At 63.1% G+C, this 18075-nt stretch carries 14 protein-coding genes; 7 read left to right on the top strand and 7 right to left on the bottom strand.

Going from position 1 to position 18075, the window contains the following annotated elements:
• Positions 1-31: 31 nt before the first annotated feature.
• The 5 genes from HU766_RS07755 to HU766_RS07735 all read right to left on the bottom strand — a co-directional run bounded on the left by HU766_RS07755 (position 32) and on the right by HU766_RS07735 (position 5429).
• The gene (locus tag HU766_RS07755; RefSeq protein WP_033699077.1) at positions 32-766 is read right to left on the bottom strand and encodes a phosphoadenylyl-sulfate reductase; all 735 of its coding nucleotides are present in this window, start codon (positions 764-766) and stop codon (positions 32-34) included.
• A 103-nt stretch (positions 767-869) separates the two neighbouring features.
• Positions 870-2213, bottom strand: a complete 1344-nt coding sequence (pabB, locus tag HU766_RS07750) for an aminodeoxychorismate synthase component I (protein WP_186655099.1) — start codon at positions 2211-2213, stop codon at positions 870-872.
• Between the two features lie 158 nt (positions 2214-2371).
• On the bottom strand, positions 2372-3352 hold the full coding sequence (locus HU766_RS07745) for an alpha-L-glutamate ligase-like protein (RefSeq protein ID WP_033699074.1): 981 nt from the start codon (positions 3350-3352) through the stop codon (positions 2372-2374).
• Positions 3352-4887: an inactive transglutaminase family protein gene (locus HU766_RS07740; RefSeq protein WP_033699073.1), complete on the bottom strand. Its 1536-nt coding sequence runs from the start codon at positions 4885-4887 to the stop codon at positions 3352-3354. The genes HU766_RS07745 and HU766_RS07740 overlap by 1 nt, the downstream gene beginning before the upstream one ends.
• A 5-nt stretch (positions 4888-4892) precedes the next feature.
• Entirely contained in the window at positions 4893-5429 is a 537-nt protein-coding gene (locus tag HU766_RS07735; protein ID WP_033699072.1) for an ATP-dependent zinc protease, read from the bottom strand.
• Between the two features lie 293 nt (positions 5430-5722).
• Between HU766_RS07735 and HU766_RS07730 the strand changes: the two genes are divergently transcribed.
• The 6 genes from HU766_RS07730 (at position 5723) to prpD (ending at position 14034) form a co-directional block, all read left to right on the top strand.
• The gene (locus HU766_RS07730; protein WP_050506083.1) at positions 5723-6439 is read left to right on the top strand and encodes a GntR family transcriptional regulator; all 717 of its coding nucleotides are present in this window, start codon (positions 5723-5725) and stop codon (positions 6437-6439) included.
• The gene (gene prpB, locus HU766_RS07725; protein WP_033699071.1) at positions 6436-7326 is read left to right on the top strand and encodes a methylisocitrate lyase; all 891 of its coding nucleotides are present in this window, start codon (positions 6436-6438) and stop codon (positions 7324-7326) included. Before HU766_RS07730 ends, prpB begins: the two co-directional genes overlap by 4 nt.
• A 110-nt stretch (positions 7327-7436) precedes the next feature.
• Positions 7437-8564 (top strand): 2-methylcitrate synthase, encoded by a 1128-nt coding sequence (prpC, locus tag HU766_RS07720; RefSeq protein WP_033699070.1) that lies wholly within the window; start codon positions 7437-7439, stop codon positions 8562-8564.
• Between the two features lie 77 nt (positions 8565-8641).
• On the top strand, positions 8642-11230 hold the full coding sequence (acnD, locus tag HU766_RS07715; protein WP_186655097.1) for a Fe/S-dependent 2-methylisocitrate dehydratase AcnD: 2589 nt from the start codon (positions 8642-8644) through the stop codon (positions 11228-11230).
• 60 nt (positions 11231-11290) lie between these two features.
• Positions 11291-12481, top strand: coding sequence for a 2-methylaconitate cis-trans isomerase PrpF (prpF, locus tag HU766_RS07710; RefSeq protein WP_186655095.1), 1191 nt, complete (start codon positions 11291-11293; stop codon positions 12479-12481).
• A 68-nt stretch (positions 12482-12549) separates the two neighbouring features.
• A complete protein-coding gene (gene prpD, locus HU766_RS07705; protein WP_033699065.1) occupies positions 12550-14034 on the top strand; it encodes a 2-methylcitrate dehydratase in 1485 nt (494 codons plus the stop codon).
• Between the two features lie 128 nt (positions 14035-14162).
• Here prpD and acnB read toward each other — a convergent pair whose 3' ends face one another.
• Entirely contained in the window at positions 14163-16772 is a 2610-nt protein-coding gene (gene acnB, locus HU766_RS07700; RefSeq protein WP_033699063.1) for a bifunctional aconitate hydratase 2/2-methylisocitrate dehydratase, read from the bottom strand.
• Between the two features lie 404 nt (positions 16773-17176).
• On the opposite strand from acnB, the gene HU766_RS07695 reads away from it, so the two are divergent.
• Positions 17177-17656 carry a DUF1289 domain-containing protein gene (locus HU766_RS07695; RefSeq protein WP_186655091.1) on the top strand — a complete coding sequence of 160 codons (480 nt, stop codon included), beginning with the start codon at positions 17177-17179 and terminating at the stop codon, positions 17654-17656.
• A gap of 62 nt (positions 17657-17718) precedes the next feature.
• Here HU766_RS07695 and queD read toward each other — a convergent pair whose 3' ends face one another.
• Positions 17719-18075 carry a 6-carboxytetrahydropterin synthase QueD gene (gene queD / locus HU766_RS07690; protein WP_033699061.1) on the bottom strand — a complete coding sequence of 119 codons (357 nt, stop codon included), beginning with the start codon at positions 18073-18075 and terminating at the stop codon, positions 17719-17721.

Genomic DNA, 18075 nt, shown 5'->3' with positions numbered 1-18075 from the left:
TGTAAGGGGCCGCAAAAGCGGCCCCATTCATTCATGCCTTGCTGATCAGGTTGCCAGCGTGCAGCCCGCATTCCTTCTGGGTCGACTCTTCCCACCACCAGCGGCCTTCGCGCTCATGCTGGTTCGGCAGCACCGGGCGTGTGCACGGCTCGCAGCCAATACTGATGAAGCCGCGCTCGTGCAGGCTGTTGTAAGGCAGTTCGAGCATGCGAATGTAGCCCCAGACTTCCTCACTGCTCATCTGTGCCAGCGGGTTGAACTTGTACAGCGTACGCTCGGGGGTCGAGAAGGCGCCGTCGATTTCCAATGCCGCCACCTGGCTGCGGGTGCCCGGGCTCTGGTCTCGGCGTTGACCGGTGGCCCAGGCACTTACCGTGGCCAGTTTGCGTCGCAAAGGCTCGATCTTGCGGATGCCGCAGCACTCGCCATGGCCATCCTTGTAGAAGCTGAACAGGCCCTTTTCCTTGACGAACGGGTCGAGCTTGCTGCGATCGGGGCTGAGCAGTTCGATCGGCAGGTTGTACTGCTCGCGGACCTGGTCGATGAACCGGTAGGTTTCCGGGTGCAGGCGGCCGGTGTCGAGGCTGAACACCTTGACCTGCTTGTTCAGCTTCCAGGCCATGTCGACCAGTACCACGTCTTCGGCGCCGCTGAAAGAGATCCACAAGTCGTCGCCGAAGTGTTCGAAGGCGAGCTTGAGGATGTCCTGCGGGGACTTGTTGGCATAGGTCGCGGCAAGGGCGGCGACGTCGAAGGGTTGGCTCATCAGGCGGTTTCCATCTTGGCTGTGGCGCTGTGCGCTCGTAATAGGGTGATGGTAACAAAAAATACGGGGTTAGACGCCCGGCATAGAGGCTTGTGGCGCCGGGTCAGAGCTGTTGCAGGGTTTGCATCAGCACCCGTACCTTGGCAATCGATTCTTCATACTCCGCCTCCCAGTTCGAATCTGCCACCACCGCGCCACCTCCCCAACAGCTCACGTGCCCATCCTTGACCAGCAAGCTGCGAATGGCGATCGAGCTGTCCATTTCGCCGCGTACGTCGATGTACAGCAGCGAGCCGCAATACAGGGCTCGGCGGGTAGGCTCCAGCTCGTCGATGATCTGCATGGCACGAATCTTGGGCGCGCCGGTGATCGAGCCGCCCGGGAAGCTGTCGCCGATCAGGTCCAGGGCATCCTTGTTGCTGGCCAGTTGCCCGGTGATGCTGCTGACCAGGTGATGCACGTTGGGGTAGCTTTCCAGGCTGAACAGCTCGGGCACCTTGACCGAACCGATCTGGCAGGTGCGGCCCAGGTCGTTGCGCAGCAGGTCGACGATCATCAGGTTTTCCGAGCGGTCCTTGGCGCTGTGCAGCAGTTCTTCGGCATTGCGGGCGTCTTCGTCCGGGTCGCTTGCGCGCGGGCGGGTGCCTTTGATCGGGCGGGTCTCGACCAGCCCCTGGCTGACGCGGATGAAGCGTTCCGGGGAAAAGCTCAGCAGTGCGCTGCCGTCGGCCAGTTGCTGGTAGCCGGAGAACGGCGTTGGGCACGCCTTGCGTAGCGCCTGATAGGCGTGCCACGGGTCGCCTTCGCAGGGGGCGCGGAAACGTTGTGTCAGGTTGATCTGGTAGCAATCGCCGGCCTGGATATACCGCTGTACCTGGTTGAACGCTGCCTCGTATTGCGCGGGTTGCAAATCGCCCTTCATGGCGGCGAGTAGGTGGAACTTGCCACCCGCGGGGGTATCCGCTGCGTGGAACAGGGTGATCAGGCGCTCGCGCTCGTCAGCTGCAAGGTGGGGGTGGAACACCAGTTGGCTGGTGCCTAGCTGGTGATCGGTCACCAGCGCCCAGTCATACAGCCCCAGCTGGGCATCGGGCAGGCTGAGGTCGTCTGCGGCGAGGCTGGGCAGTTGCTCCAGGCGGCGGCCGAAGTCGTAGCTGAGGTAGCCGATCAGGCCGCCGGCAAACGGCAGTTGCACCCCATTGGGCAATTCGGCGTGGCCGAGTTGCGCCAGCCCTGCACGCAGGCGTTGGAGGAACGCGCGGCCGTCCTCGTCTGCTTGCGCTTGCAGATAGTGCACGGGCCAGGCGCTCAACAGGTCATAGCGCCCGCGTTCGGCGCCGGGGCGGGCACTGTCGAGCAGGATCGCGCCGGGTGCCTGGCGCAGGCGGGCGAAATAGGCAGCGGGATCGGGCTGGTAGGGCAGGGGGTAGAGCGTACAGGTCGGCATCAGTGTGGACGGCGATGTAAAAGCGAGGGGGCGATTGTAGACCTGTGTAGGAAAAGCGCCTAGCGCTGGGCGCGACATTAAACCGTTCGATTGCGTGCCGGTGCCGCTATCCAGACTTTCGCAGGTGAACCCGCGAAGGTCTGGATAGCGGCAGGCTGTCAGTGCGGATGCACGTGCCCGAACAGCCCTTGCGATACGCGAACACGCTGTTCGGCATCTTCGGTCAGGCCATCCTTGGCCAGTGCTTCAATGTGCGCCTCGATGGCATGGGTGCGCTGGGTCAGCCCGCAGTCGTTGGCAATCTGGATGTTCAAGCCCGGGCGGGCATTGAGTTCCAGGATCAGCGGCCCCTTCTCCTGGTCCAGCACCATGTCGACACCGATGTAGCCCAGGCCGCACAGCTCGTAGCAGCCGGCTGCGAGCTTCATGAAGCCGTCCCAGTTGGGCAGCTGCACGCCGTCCACCGCATTGGTGGTGTCCGGGTGCTTGCTGATGATGTTGTTCAGCCAGGTACCACGCAGCGTCACGCCGGTTGCCAGGTCGACACCTACGCCGATGGCGCCCTGGTGCAGGTTGGCCTTGCCGCCGGACTGGCGGGTCGGCAGGCGCAGCATGGCCATGACCGGGTAGCCCATCAGCACGATGATGCGGATGTCCGGTACGCCTTCGTAGCTGATGCTCTTGAAGATCTGGTCCGGTGTCACCCGGTATTCGATCAGCGCACGGTCACGGTGGCCGCCGAGTGAATACAGGCCGGTCAGGATGCTCGAGACCTGGTGCTCGATCTCTTCGTGGCTGATGATCTTGCCCGACACCGTGCGGTAACGGTCCTCGAAGCGATCGGCGATCACCAGGATGCCGTCACCGCCTGCGCCTTGCGCCGGCTTGATGACGAAATCACTGCGCCCGCCAATGATCTGGTCGAGCTTCTCGATCTCTTTCTCGGTCTCGATGACGCCGTACATTTCCGGCACATGGATGCCCGCTGCGAGTGCGCGCTCCTTGGTGATGATCTTGTCGTCGACGATCGGGTACAGGTGGCGCTTGTTGTACTTCAGGACATAGTCCGCATTGCGCCGGTTGATACCCATGATGCCCCGGGCCTCCAGGGCTTTCCAGGTCTTGATCAGTCCGAACATCAGGCGTCAGCCTTCTTCAGGAACGCTTTGAAGCGAACGAGCTCGGTCAGGCGGTAGCCGCGGTAGCGGCCCATCGCCAGCATGAAGCCCACCAGGATCAGCAGCACCGCTGGGAAGGTGAAGACGAAGTACACCAGCTCCGGCACCATCATCAACAGGTGCGCCACGGAGGCTGCGAACAGGGTGCCGATGGCCACTTTCATGGCATGGCCGCCGCCGCGCTCTTCCCAGGTGATCGACAGACGTTCGATGGTCATGGTCAGAATCACCATCGGGAACAGCGCCACCGACAGCCCGCGCTCCAGGCCCAGCTTGTGACTGAACAGGCTGATAGCGGCGATCAGCACCACCACGAAGGTCAGCACCACCGACAGGCGTGGCAGCATCTGCAGCTTGAGGTGTTCGAGGTACGAGCGCAGTGACAGGCCCAGTGCCGTGATCACCGTGAACAGCACGATGCCGAAGCCCAACTGGGTTTCACGGAAGGCCAGGGCGATCAGTACCGGGGTGAAGGTACCCAGGGTCTGCAGGCCGATCAGGTTGCGCAGGACCAGAATCACCAGCACGCCGATCGGGATCATCACCATGATCATGAAGGTCTGCTGGGTCTGCAGCGGCAGGCTGTACAGCGAGTATTCGAGGAAGTCGGCGTCGGTGTTCTCGTCGGTCAGCTTGGCCAGGCGGATGGCGTTCATCTCGCTGTTGTTCATGCTGAAGGTGACGTTGGCTTTCTTGCCGCCATCGACGCTGATCAGGTTGTCGTCACCGGTCCACCACAGCAGGCGGTCGCTGGGCAGGCCCTGCTCGCCGGTGTCCGGGTTGAAGTACAGCCAGTCGTTGCCGTTGAAGCTGCGCAGCCACAGCTCCGGGGTCTGCGGGGTGTCGGCGACCAGGCGGATGGTGTGGACCTTTTCCATCGGCACGTGGGCAATGGACAGCAGCAGGTCGATGATCTGGGCTTTTTTCATGGCCGAGGTGTCGCCGGCCAGCAGCAGCTTGACGTTGTCGTCGTTGAGATTGTTGACCCGCTTGATGGTCTCGCTGACGAAGGTCTCGACGTCGGCCGAATGCTGGCGGATCGGCGCCATCAGGGCCTCGGCGGCGATTTTTTCGGGGCCTTCGACAGCCAGGCTGTCACGGAAGGTCGGGCCTTTGACGGTGGTCTTCTCGTTGCTGTAGCGCTTGGTCAGCACCAGGCGGTAGTAGAGGGTCTGGTTGCCGCTGGCGCGGCGTGCCGACCAGGTCACCTTGCGGTTGCCGTCGGCACGGTTGACGCTCACCCCGTAGTTGTTGGAGATGAAGCTCTCGTTGAGGCTCACGTAGTCGCGGTTCAGCGGCGGCACGAACATCTGCACCTTGACCGGGTCTTTGGTGCTGGCCACGAACTCGACCTTGGCGTCGATGTTCCACAGGTCGTCGGTTTCATCCTCGGTCACCGGGATGCCGAGGAAGAAGATCTGATAAGCCGTGACCGCCACGCCCAGCAACACCAGCACGGTGATCAGGACTTTCAGATGGAGGGTAAGAGAGCGCATCGGGATTACTCTGCTTTGGGAGCGTCGGTGGCACAGGCAGGTTTGCCGGCCGCGTATTTAAGGCTTGGGTCGACCAGCGCGTCGAAGTGCTTGAGCGCCTCGGAGCCGATCAGCAGCGGGAACTGGAACGCGCTGCGGTCGGTGAGGTTGACTTCGATGGTGCGCAGGGCCTGGCCCATGCAGATTTCGAGTTCGATGACCGGGCGCGCGGTATAGGCCTTGCCCGATTCGGCATCGTAGTCGCCTGCTCGTCGCTTGATCTTGCTGACGCGCGCAAGGGGGCGCTCGATCGGGTGCGAGTGGGCGGCATCGATGGCCAGGTAGAAGCGTACCCAGCTCTCGCCGTTGCGCTTGAAGCGCTTGATGTCTCGGGCACTGAGCGAGGCGGTCTTGGCGCCGGTGTCGAGCTTGGCGGCCACTTCCAGGTCAAGGTCGCCCAACTGTGCGTATTCGTTGAGACCGTACACGGTCTTGCCCGCCGCTTGGCCGATGGCCGGCAGCAGGGTGAGGCATAGCAGCAATAAAACGGGTGTAAGTCTCATAGTCCTGGCGCGGTACTGTGCAGGGTTCGGGGCAAGGCGACTGGCAACGACTGCGCAAGCTTCCTCGTTCATCTGTCAACAACATGAATAGATGACAGACACGCTATCCATACTCCGTCGGAGGCGCGGCATTCTATCACGCCGACGTCTTGACGCCAGCGCGTCGCGATCTGACAGCGGCTGGGCAGGGTTAGTTCGTTCTTAGACGATTGTCGACAATGTTGATTTTGTCTTTGACTGGTAGCGCTTAATTAGCTAATTTCTGGCCATGTGATTATCAGGGTGTCGACAATATGCTGGACCTTTCCACTTCCAGCCCCGCGTTGGCAGACGAAACGGAAACCTTGTCCGAAAACGTCTTTCGGCGAATCCAGGCGGCCATCGTCAAGGGCGAGATCGCCCCGGGCAGCAAGATCTCCGAGCCGGAGCTGGCGCGTACCTACGGCATCAGCCGCGGGCCGCTGCGCGAAGCCATCCACCGGCTCGAAGGCCAGCGCCTGCTGGTGCGCGTGCCGCATGTCGGGGCGCGGGTGGTGTCGCTCAACCACGCCGAGCTGATCGAGCTGTACGAAATCCGCGAATCGCTCGAAGGCATGGCCTGCCGTCTGGCCGCCGAGCGCATGAGCCAGGCCGATATCGACGAGCTGCGCCGGGTGCTCGACACCCATGAGCGCGATGCGGCGTTCCAGGCCGGTGTCGGCTACTACCAGCAGGAAGGCGACTACGACTTCCATTACCGGATCATCCAGGGCAGCGGCAACCAGACCCTGGTCAAGATGCTCTGCGGCGAGCTGTACCAACTGGTGCGCATGTACCGCATCCAGTTCTCCGCCACGCCCAATCGGCCGCGCCAGGCGTTTGCCGAGCACCACCGGATCCTCGATGCCATCGCCGACCGTGACGGTGAACTGGCCGAACTCCTGATGCGCCGCCACATCGGCGCGTCCAAACGCAACATCGAGCGTCACTACCTGGACGCCAACGACAACAGCCCACGAGGTGATTCATGACTGTGAAGAGCACGCCCGGCCAACGTTTCCGCGACGCGGTTGCCGCCGAACATCCCTTGCAGGTGGTCGGCGCGATCAACGCCAACCATGCCCTGCTGGCCAAGCGCGCCGGTTTCAAGGCCATTTACCTGTCCGGTGGCGGTGTTGCTGCCGGCTCGCTCGGCCTGCCGGACCTGGGTATCAGTGGCCTGGACGATGTGCTCACCGACGTGCGCCGCATCACCGATGTCTGCGACCTGCCGCTGCTGGTGGATGTCGATACCGGTTTTGGCGCCTCGGCGTTCAACGTGGCACGTACGGTGCGTTCGATGTGCAAGTTCGGCGCTGCCGCCATCCATATCGAGGACCAGGTCGGTGCCAAGCGCTGCGGCCATCGCCCGAACAAGGAAATCGTCACCCAGCAGGAGATGGTCGACCGGATCAAGGCCGCCGTCGATGCGCGTACCGATGACAGCTTCGTGATCATGGCGCGTACCGACGCCCTGGCCGTCGAAGGCCTGAACGCTGCCCTGGACCGCGCCGCTGCCTGCGTCGAGGCGGGCGCCGACATGATCTTCCCGGAGGCCATCACCGAGCTTTCGATGTACAAGACCTTCGCTGACCGTGTGAAGGCGCCGATTCTGGCCAACATCACCGAATTCGGTGCCACGCCGCTGTACACCACCGAAGAGCTGGCGTCGGTCGACGTGTCGCTGGTGCTGTACCCGCTGTCGGCCTTCCGGGCCATGAACAAGGCGGCCGAAAATGTGTACACCGCGCTGCGTCGCGACGGCACCCAGAAGAACGTGATCGATACCATGCAAACCCGCATGGAGCTCTATGACGCCATTGGTTATCACGCCTTCGAGCAGAGCCTCGATGCGTTGTTTGCGCAGAAGAAAGGGTAAGCGATGGCGCCGGCCCCCTTTGGCAGCGGCTTTAGCCGCGAAGAGGCCGGCAAGGCACGCCGAATTAGCCAGAAAGCAATCCATAACAAATTCAAGAAAGGAGAAACACCATGGCCGAAGCAAAAGTACTCAGTGGCGCAGGCCTGCGTGGCCAGGTGGCCGGCCAGACCGCGTTGTCGACCGTTGGCCAGGCCGGTGCCGGCCTGACTTACCGCGGCTACGATGTCCGTGACCTGGCGGCCGGTGCCGAGTTCGAGGAAGTGGCCTATCTGCTGTTGTACGGCGAACTGCCAAGCAGCGCCGAGCTGGCCGAGTACAAGCACAAGCTCAAGGGCCTGCGTGACCTGCCGCAAGCCCTCAAGGAAGTGCTCGAGCGCATCCCGCGCGACGCCCACCCGATGGACGTGATGCGCACTGGCTGTTCGCTGCTGGGTACGCTGGAGCCGGAACTGACCTTCGACGCTCAGCACGACAAGACCGACCGCCTGCTGGCGCTGTTCCCGGCGGTCATGTGCTACTGGTACCGCTTCACCCACCATGGTGTGCGCATCGACTGCACCAGCGATGAAGACACCCTGGGCGGGCATTTCCTGCACCTGCTGCACGGCAAGAAGCCCAGCGAATTGCACGTCAAAGTGATGAACGTGTCGCTGATCCTCTACGCCGAGCACGAGTTCAACGCATCGACCTTTACCGCGCGCGTGTGCGCTTCGACCCTGTCCGACCTGTACTCCTGCATTACCGCTGCCATTGGCTCGCTGCGCGGCCCACTGCATGGCGGTGCCAACGAAGCGGCGATGGAGCTGATCGAGCGCTTCCAGAGCCCGCAGGACGCGACGGCCGAACTGCTGAGGATGCTGGAGCGCAAGGACAAGATCATGGGCTTTGGCCATGCCATCTACAAAGAGTCCGACCCGCGCAACGAGGTGATCAAGGGCTGGTCGAAGCAACTGGCCGACGAGGTCGGCGACAAGGTGCTGTACCCGGTTTCCGAAGCCATCGACAAGACCATGTGGGAGCAGAAACGCCTGTTCCCCAATGCTGACTTCTACCACGCGTCGGCGTACCACTTCATGGGCATCCCGACCAAGCTGTTTACCCCGATCTTCGTTTGCTCGCGCCTGACCGGCTGGGCGGCGCATGTCTTCGAACAGCGTGCCAACAACCGCATCATCCGCCCGAGCGCCGAGTATGTCGGCGTCGAACAGCGCCAGTTCGTGCCGATCGAACAGCGTTGAGTTGAAGGCCGTTGCGGGCTGTAACGCAGCCCCGACGGCCAGACCTACCGACTACCGTGACCGAGCCTGATAACTATATGAACACCGCATACCGCAAGAATCTGCCAGGCACCGACCTGGACTACTTCGATGCCCGCGCGGCGGTCGAGGCGATCAAGCCCGGCGCCTACGACGGCCTGCCGTACACCTCCCGCGTGCTCGCCGAAAACCTGGTGCGCCGCTGCGACCCGAGCACCCTCGACGCCTCCCTGGCTCAGTTGATCGAGCGCAAGCGCGATCTCGACTTCCCCTGGTTCCCGGCCCGTGTGGTGTGCCACGACATCCTCGGCCAGACTGCCCTGGTCGACCTGGCCGGCCTGCGTGACGCCATTGCCGACAAAGGTGGTGACCCGGCTCAGGTCAACCCGGTGGTGCCGGTGCAACTGATCGTCGACCACTCCTTGGCCGTCGAGTGTGGTGGTTTCGACCCGCAGGCGTTCGAGAAAAACCGCGCCATCGAAGACCGCCGCAACGAAGACCGTTTCCATTTCATCAACTGGACCAAGAAGGCGTTCAAGAACGTCGATGTGATCCAGCCGGGCAACGGCATCATGCACCAGATCAACCTGGAGAAGATGTCGCCGGTGATCCACAGCGACCGCGGCGTGGCCTACCCGGACACCTGTGTCGGCACCGACAGCCACACCCCGCATGTCGACGCCCTGGGCGTGATCGCCATCGGTGTCGGCGGCCTGGAAGCCGAGAACGTGATGCTCGGCCGTGCCTCGTGGATGCGCCTGCCGGAAATCGTCGGCGTCGAGCTGACCGGCAAGCTGGCGCCGAACATCACCGCCACCGACCTGGTGCTGGCCCTGACCGAATTCCTGCGTAAACAGAAAGTCGTCGGTGCCTATCTGGAGTTCCACGGCGAGGGCGCCCGCGCCCTGACCCTGGGCGACCGTGCGACCATCTCCAACATGGCCCCGGAATATGGCGCCACTGCAGCGATGTTCGCCATCGACCAGCAGACCATCGACTACCTGAAGCTGACCGGCCGCGAGGATCAGCAGGTCAAGCTGGTAGAAACCTACGCCAAGGCCACCGGCCTGTGGGCCGACAGCCTGGGCGGCGCCGTCTACGAGCGCACCCTGAGCTTCGACCTGTCGAGCGTGGTGCGCAACATGGCCGGCCCGTCCAACCCGCACGCCCGCGTTGCCACCAGCGAGCTGGCGGCCAAGGGCATCGCCGGGGCCTGGGAGGAAGTGCCGGGGCAAATGCCGGACGGCGCGGTCATCATCGCCGCCATCACCAGTTGCACCAACACCAGCAACCCGCGCAACGTGATAGCCGCAGGCCTTCTGGCACGCAATGCCAACAAGCTCGGCCTGGCGCGCAAACCTTGGGTCAAGTCCTCGCTGGCGCCAGGCTCCAAGGCGGTGCAGCTGTACCTGGAAGAAGCGGGGCTGGAGAAAGAGCTGGAGCAGATGGGCTTTGGCATCGTCGCTTTCGCCTGCACCACCTGCAACGGCATGTCCGGTGCATTGGACCCGGTGATTCAGCAGGAGATCGTCGACCGCGACCTGTATGCCACTGCCGTGCTGTCGGGCAACCGCAACTTCGACGGGCGCATCCACCCTTACGCCAAGCAGGCCTTCCTGGCCTCGCCGCCGCTCGTGGTGGCCTATGCCATCGCCGGTACTATCCGCTTCGACATCGAAAAAGACGTGCTGGGGGTGGTCGACGGCAAGGAAATCCGCCTCAAGGATATCTGGCCGAGCGATGAAGAGATCGATGCCGTGGTGCGTGCGGCGGTCAAGCCGGAGCAGTTCCGCAAGGTCTACATCCCGATGTTCGCCATCGAGGAGGACCGCGGGCCGAAGGTTGCGCCGCTGTATGAGTGGCGCCCGATGAGCACCTACATCCGCCGTCCGCCGTACTGGGAAGGTGCCCTGGCCGGTGAGCGCAGCCTGCGTGGCATGCGCCCGTTGGCGGTGCTGCCGGACAACATCACCACCGATCACTTGTCGCCGTCCAACGCCATCATGCTGGACAGTGCGGCGGGTGAATACCTGGCGAAGATGGGCCTGCCGGAAGAGGACTTCAACTCCTACGCCACTCACCGTGGCGACCACCTGACTGCGCAGCGCGCCACCTTCGCCAACCCCAAGCTGTTCAACGAAATGGTGCGCAAGGAAGATGGCAGCGTGAAGCAAGGCTCGCTGACGCGTCTGGAGCCTGAAGGCAAGGTGACCCGCATGTGGGAGGCGATCGAAACCTACATGGAGCGCAAGCAGCCGCTGATCATTGTTGCTGGTGCCGACTACGGTCAGGGTTCGTCGCGTGACTGGGCGGCCAAGGGCGTGCGCCTGGCCGGGGTCGAGGCGATCGTTGCCGAAGGCTTCGAGCGGATCCATCGTACCAACCTGGTGGGCATGGGCGTGCTGCCGCTGGAGTTCAAGCCGGGGACCGACCGCAATACCTTGGCGCTCGATGGCAGCGAGACCTACGATGTGCTGGGTCAGCGCACGCCACGCGCGACCCTGACCCTGGTGGTGACGCGTCGCAACGGTGAGCGGGTCGAGGTGCCGGTGACTTGCCGCCTGGATACTGCCGAGGAAGTGTCGATCTACGAGGCGGGTGGGGTGCTACAGCGCTTTGCCCAGGACTTCCTCGAAGCCTCCGCTTGACGGCTGGGGCCGCGCAGCGGCCCCAAGGGTTATTGCATTTTCAGACAGGACGGCACAGCAATGGCACATGCAGCACAAATCAAGATCCCTGCCACCTACATCCGTGGCGGCACCAGCAAGGGCGTATTCTTCCGCCTGCAAGACCTGCCCGAGCAGGCGCAGGTCCCGGGCCCAGCCCGTGATGCGCTGCTGTTGCGGGTTATCGGCAGCCCCGACCCTTATGGCAAGCAAATCGATGGCATGGGTGGCGCCACTTCGAGCACCAGCAAGACGGTGATCCTTTCGCGCAGCATCAAGCCCGAGCACGATGTCGACTACCTGTTCGGCCAGGTCAGCATCGACAAGGCTTTCGTCGACTGGAGCGGTAACTGCGGCAACCTGTCTGCCGCTGTCGGCTCGTTCGCCATCAGCAGCGGCCTGGTGGATTCGTCGCGCCTGCCGCGCAACGGCATGGCCACCGTGCGGATCTGGCAGGCCAACATCGGCAAGACCATCGTCGCCCATGTACCGATTACCGAAGGTGAAGTTCAGGAAACGGGCGATTTCGAGCTTGATGGCGTGACCTTTCCGGCCGCCGAGGTGCAGTTGGAGTTCCTCGACCCGGCTGCTGATGAAGACGGCGACGGCGGCTCGATGTTTCCCACCGGCAATCTGGTGGACGACCTGGAAGTGCCCGGTGTTGGTACCTTCAAAGCGACCCTGATCAATGCAGGGATCCCGACCATCTTCATCAATGCGGGCGATATCGGCTACACCGGTACCGAGCTGCAGGACGCGATCAACGGCGATCCGCAAGCGCTGCTGCGGTTCGAGACCCTTCGCGCCTATGGCGCCGTGCGCATGGGCCTGATTGAGCATGTCGACCAGGCGGCCGGGCGTCAGCACACACCGAAAGTGGCCTTCGTCGCCCCGCCGACCACCTACACTGCGTCCAGTGGCAAGGTTGTCGCGGCGGCTGACATCGACCTGCTGGTGCGTGCGTTGTCCATGGGCAAGCTGCACCACGCAATGATGGGCACTGCCGCAGTGGCCATCGGTACCGCTGCTGCCATTCCGGGCACGCTGGTCAACCTCGCCGCAGGCGGGGGTGAGCGCAGTGCCGTGCGTTTCGGTCACCCCTCGGGCACCTTGCGGGTGGGCGCCGAAGCGCGTCAGGTGAAGGGCGAGTGGACGGTGACCAAGGCAATCATGAGCCGCAGTGCTCGCGTGCTGATGGAAGGCTGGGTGAGGGTGCCCGGCGATAGCTTCTGACGCACCATTGGCGCTCGGCTTCAAGCGGGGCTGCACAGCAGCCCCTGTACTTCTGAAGGGAGCAGATGATGAGCGCCAACGTAGACCTCAACCAGCGCCCGGACTACGACCGGGTGCTGCAAACCCTCGCCGACTATGTCCTGACCTACCGGGTCGAATCCCCCGAGGCGCTGGACACCGCGCGCAACTGCCTGATGGACACCCTGGGCTGCGGCCTGCTGGCCCTGCGCTTCCCTGAATGCACCAAGCACCTCGGCCCGCTGGTGGAAGGCACCGTGGTGCCCAACGGTGCCCGTGTGCCCGGCACCGCGTACCGGCTGGACCCGGTCAAGGCCGCCTGGGATATCGGCTGCATCGTGCGCTGGCTGGACTACAACGACACCTGGCTGGCCGCCGAGTGGGCGCACCCCTCGGACAACCTTGGCGGCATCCTGGCCGTGGCCGATCACCTGTCGCAAAAACACGTGGCAAAGGGTGAAAGCCCACTGCTCATGCGCGAAGTGCTAGAAGCCATGGTCATGGCTCACGAGATCCAGGGTGTGCTGGCGCTGGAAAATTCCTTCAACCGCGTTGGTCTCGACCACGTGATACTGGTCAAGGTGGCCTCCACGGCCGTGTGCGCAAAGCTGATGGGCGCCACCCGGGAGCAACTGCTCTCGGCGTTGTCCCATGCTTTCGTCGACGGCCAGGCACTGCGTACCTACCGTCATGCGCCCAACGCCGGTTCGCGCAAGTCCTGGGCGGCGGGGGATGCTTCCAGTCGTGGGGTGCGCCTGGCCGATATCGCGCTGCGTGGCGAGATGGGCGTGCCGGGTGTGCTGACTGCGCCGCAATGGGGCTTTTACGACGTGTCGTTCAGCCATACCAACAAGGACCTGGCGCTTAAACCCAGCGCCCAGCAGGAGCTGCGCGTGCCGCAGCCGCTGGCCAGCTATGTGATGGAGAACGTGCTGTTCAAGGTCAGTTTCCCGGCTGAGTTCCACGCGCAGACCGCCTGTGAGGCGGCGGTGAGCCTGCACCCGCAGGTGCGTAATCGCCTGCATGAGGTAGACCGCATCGTCATCACCACCCAGGAGTCGGCGATACGCATCATCTCCAAGGGCGGCCCGCTGGCCAATGCCGCCGACCGCGACCACTGCCTGCAGTACATGGTGGCAGTGCCGCTGATTTTCGGCCATCTGGTGGCCGAACATTACGAGGATGCCTTCCACGCTGCGCATCCGAGCATCGACCGCCTGCGCGAGAAAATGGAGGTGGTCGAGGACCCGCGTTTCACGCGTGAATACCTGGAAGCTGACAAGCGCTCCATCGCCAACGCCCTGCAGGTGTTCTTCAAGGATGGCAGCAGCACCGAGCAGGTGGTGGTCGAGTACCCGGTCGGGCACCGGCGCAGGCGCGGGGAGGGCATACCCTTGCTGGAGGCGAAGTTCAGGGAAAACCTGGCGACCCGGTTTGCGCGGCAGCGTTGTGAGGCGATTTTCGAGCTGTGCGAGGACCAGCAGAAGCTGGAATCGACGGCGGTGCACAGGTTTGTCGACCTGTTCGTGATCTGAGGTTGCCTTTGCGGGCCTCTTCGCGGGGCAAGCCCGCTCCCACTGGTAGGGAGTCGTCCCTGAGGGCCGAGCGCCCAATAAAAAACCCCGGCACTTCTGCCGGGGTTTTTGTTACTGCTTACCGCTGATTACGCTTGAACCACCGGGATCTTGGCGTTGGCCGCAGCCTCGCGGAACTCGGCAATCTGGTCGAAGCTCAGGTAGCGGTAGACGTCGGCAGCCATGCTGTCGATGTCTTTGGCGTACTGCATGTACTCTTCGACGGTCGGCAGTTTGCCGATGATCGAAGCGACAGCAGCCAGCTCGGCCGATGCCAGGTACACGTTGGTCGCGTCGCCCAGACGGTTCGGGAAGTTACGGGTCGAGGTGGAGACCACGGTCGAACCGGTCTGCACGCGCGCCTGGTTACCCATGCACAGCGAGCAGCCTGGCATTTCCATGCGCGCACCGGCCTTGCCGTAGATGCCGTAGTAGCCTTCTTCGGTCAGCTGGTGAGCGTCCATCTTGGTTGGCGGAGCCAGCCACAGACGGGTAGGGATGCCACCCTTGACCTTCTCCAGCAACTTGCCGGCAGCGCGGAAGTGGCCGATGTTGGTCATGCACGAACCGATGAACACTTCGTCGATCTTCTCGCCCTGCACCGAAGACAGCAGGCGGGCATCGTCCGGGTCGTTCGGCGCGCAGAGCACAGGCTCCTTGACGTCGGCCAGGTCGATTTCGATGATTTCGGCGTACTCGGCATCGGCGTCGGCCGACAGCAGCTCAGGGTTGGCCAGCCAGGCTTCCATGGCCTGGGCGCGACGCTCCAGGGTACGTGGGTCGCCGTAGCCTTCGCCGATCATCCAGCGCAGCAGGGTGATGTTGGACTTCAGGTACTCGGCGATGGCCTTTTCCGGCAGCTTGATGGTGCAGCCGGCAGCGGAACGCTCGGCCGAGGCGTCGGACAGCTCGAACGCTTGCTCGACGGTCAGTTCGTCCAGGCCTTCGATTTCCAGGATGCGGCCGGAGAAGGCGTTTTTCTTGCCCTTCTTCTCGACGGTCAGCAGGCCGTTCTGGATGGCGTAGTAAGGGATGGCATGCACCAGGTCACGCAGGGTGATGCCGGGTTGCAGTTTGCCCTTGAAGCGCACCAGGATCGACTCTGGCATGTCCAGCGGCATGACGCCGGTGGCGGCGGCGAAGGCCACCAGGCCGGAGCCGGCCGGGAACGAGATGCCGATCGGGAAGCGGGTGTGCGAGTCGCCACCGGTGCCGACGGTGTCAGGCATCAGCATGCGGTTCAGCCAGCTGTGGATGATGCCGTCGCCTGGGCGCAGCGACACGCCACCACGGGTGCGGATGAAGTCTGGCAGGGTGTGGTGGGTGGTGACGTCGATCGGCTTGGGGTAAGCCGCGGTGTGGCAGAACGACTGCATCACCAGGTCAGCGGAGAAGCCCAGGCACGCCAGGTCTTTCAGCTCGTCGCGGGTCATCGGGCCAGTGGTGTCCTGGGAGCCGACGGTGGTCATCTTCGGCTCGCAGTATGCACCTGGGCGCACGCCTTGGCCTTCTGGCAGGCCGCACGCGCGGCCGACCATTTTCTGCGCCAGGGTGAAGCCCTTGTTGGATTCGGCAGGCTGCTCTGGTTTCTTGAACAGGTCGGACGCACCCAGGCCCAGTTCGGCGCGGGCTTTTTCGGTCAGGCCACGGCCAACGATCAACGGGATACGGCCGCCAGCACGGACTTCGTCCAGCAGTACTTCGGTTTTCAGGGCGAAGTTGGTGACCAGTTCGTCGCTGTCGTGACGGCGTACTTCACCTTTGTACGGGTATACGTCGATGACGTCGCCCATGCCCAGGTTGGTGCAGTCGAACTCGATCGGCAGGGCGCCGGCGTCTTCCATGGTGTTGTAGAAGATCGGGGCGATCTTGGTGCCGAAGCAGAAACCACCGGCGCGCTTGTTCGGCACGTACGGGATGTCGTCGCCGAAGAACCACAGCACCGAGTTGGTGGCGGATTTACGCGAAGAACCGGTACCGACGACGTCACCGACGTAGGCGACCGGGAAGCCTTTGGCCTTGACCGCTTCGATCTGCGCCAGCGGGCCGACCGAACCTGGCTGCTGAGGCTCGATACCGTCGCGGGCCATTTTCAGCATGGCCAGGGCGTGCAGCGGGATGTCTGGGCGCGACCAGGCATCCGGGGCAGGGGACAGGTCGTCGGTGTTGGTTTCGCCAGGCACCTTGAACACGGTCAGGGTGTACTTGTCGGCGATGGCCGGGCGCGTGGTGAACCACTCGCCGGCAGCCCAGGACTCCAGCACGGCCTTGGCGTGGGCGTTGCCCGACTTGGCTTTTTCGGCCACGTCGTGGAAGGCATCGAACATCAGCAGGGTATGCTTGAGCTGTTCGGCCGCGACGGCGCCCAGTTCGGCGTCATCCAGCAGCGCGACCAGCGTTTCGATGTTGTAGCCGCCCTGCATGGTGCCCAGCAGCTCGGTGGCGTGCTTGCGGTCGATCAGTGGCGACTTGGCTTCGCCCTTGGCCACGGCGGAGAGGAAAGCGGCCTTGACGTAGGCAGCTTCGTCGACCCCTGGCGGTACGCGGTTGGTGATCAGGTCTACGAGGAAGGCTTCTTCGCCGGCCGGCGGGTTTTTCAGCAGCTCGACCAGGCCTGCAGTTTGTTCGGCGTTCAGCGGCTGGGGCACGATACCCAGGGCGGCACGCTCTTCGATGTGTTTGCGGTAGGCTTCAAGCACAGTTATTACCCTCATCAGTGGTCCCTAAAGGGAGTCCGGGACGCTCATCCAGCATTCCATGCACCCATGCGCAATCACGGCTTCTTGGGCCGCCCAGCCAGGGTCGCAGAGAATCCTTACAGAAGCTGCTTTCAAAGTTTTACGCCTGCAGAACGGGGAGCTGATGAGGGCTGGCGCGGGCATGCGAGGGTGCATGGCCCGGGCCAACGCCGTTCTACCGGATTAACTGTGCTCGTGACGCTTTGAAAACAGCTTCCAACGGACATTGTTGCCTTGAAAAGGCGGGATGATTCTACGGCAAAAAAAGCCCGAAGGTAAGGCGGCGAACATGACTTTAACGAGTGACCCCGGTTAGACAAAGGGCTAACATGGGCTCGTATTCCTCCGCAAAGCCGTTGTTTTTCATGTCCAACAAGTCCATCAAGACCCCTTGCGTCGGCCTGTGCTCCACGGTGTACGGAGACACGGTATGCCGTGGCTGCAAGCGTTTTCACCATGAAGTGATCAACTGGAACGGCTACGACGACGCGCAGAAGCGCGCCGTGTGGTTGCGTCTGGAGCAGTTGCTGGTGCAGGTGATGATGGCCAAGCTGGAAGTCTTCGACAAAAGCCTGCTGCGCCAGCAACTGGAGCAGCGTGCCATCCGTTTTGTCGAACATCAGTCGGAATACTGCTGGGCTTACCAGTTGATCGCCCGTGGGGCGCGGATGATTCGCGACCTGGAGGCCTATGGCATGGTGCTGTTGCCCGAATTCCGTGGCTGGGATCTGCCGCAATTGCGCGACGCGATCGACCGGGAGTTCTTTTTGCTTTCCGAGGCGCATTACCAGCGTTACATCGCCCCGTGCTTCTTGCGCGATGCCCTCGAGCAAAGGCAGGGCTGACGCGGTAAGTGATCCGGCTGCTTCGCGAGTTTGCCTTGCGCGGCAGCCGGCAACCTCTGGGATCAATCCCCGGTGTATTCACATCCGCTGGTGCAGGTCTCGTGGATACGCACTTTGGACAGCTCCGGCAGTAACGGCTTTACCTGCTCCCAGATCCACTTGGCGATGACTTCGCTGGTGGGGTTTTCCAGGCCTGGGATGTCGTTCAGGTAGTTGTGGTCCAGTTGCTCGTAGATCGGCTTGAAGATCGCCTTGATCTCGGAAAAATCGCGGATCCAGCCGGTATGCGGGTCGAGCGGGCCGGTAAGGTGCAGGCCAACCTTGAACGAGTGACCATGCAGCCGGCCGCACTTGTGGCCGGCAGGGACGTGGGGCAGGCGGTGGGCCGATTCGAATGTAAATTCCTTGAAGATTTCCAC

The sequence above is a fragment of the Pseudomonas sp. SWRI77 genome (genome assembly GCF_014269105.1).
GTDB classification, from domain to species: domain Bacteria; phylum Pseudomonadota; class Gammaproteobacteria; order Pseudomonadales; family Pseudomonadaceae; genus Aquipseudomonas; species Aquipseudomonas capeferrum.
This window is presented reverse-complemented; position numbering and strand designations above follow the sequence as displayed.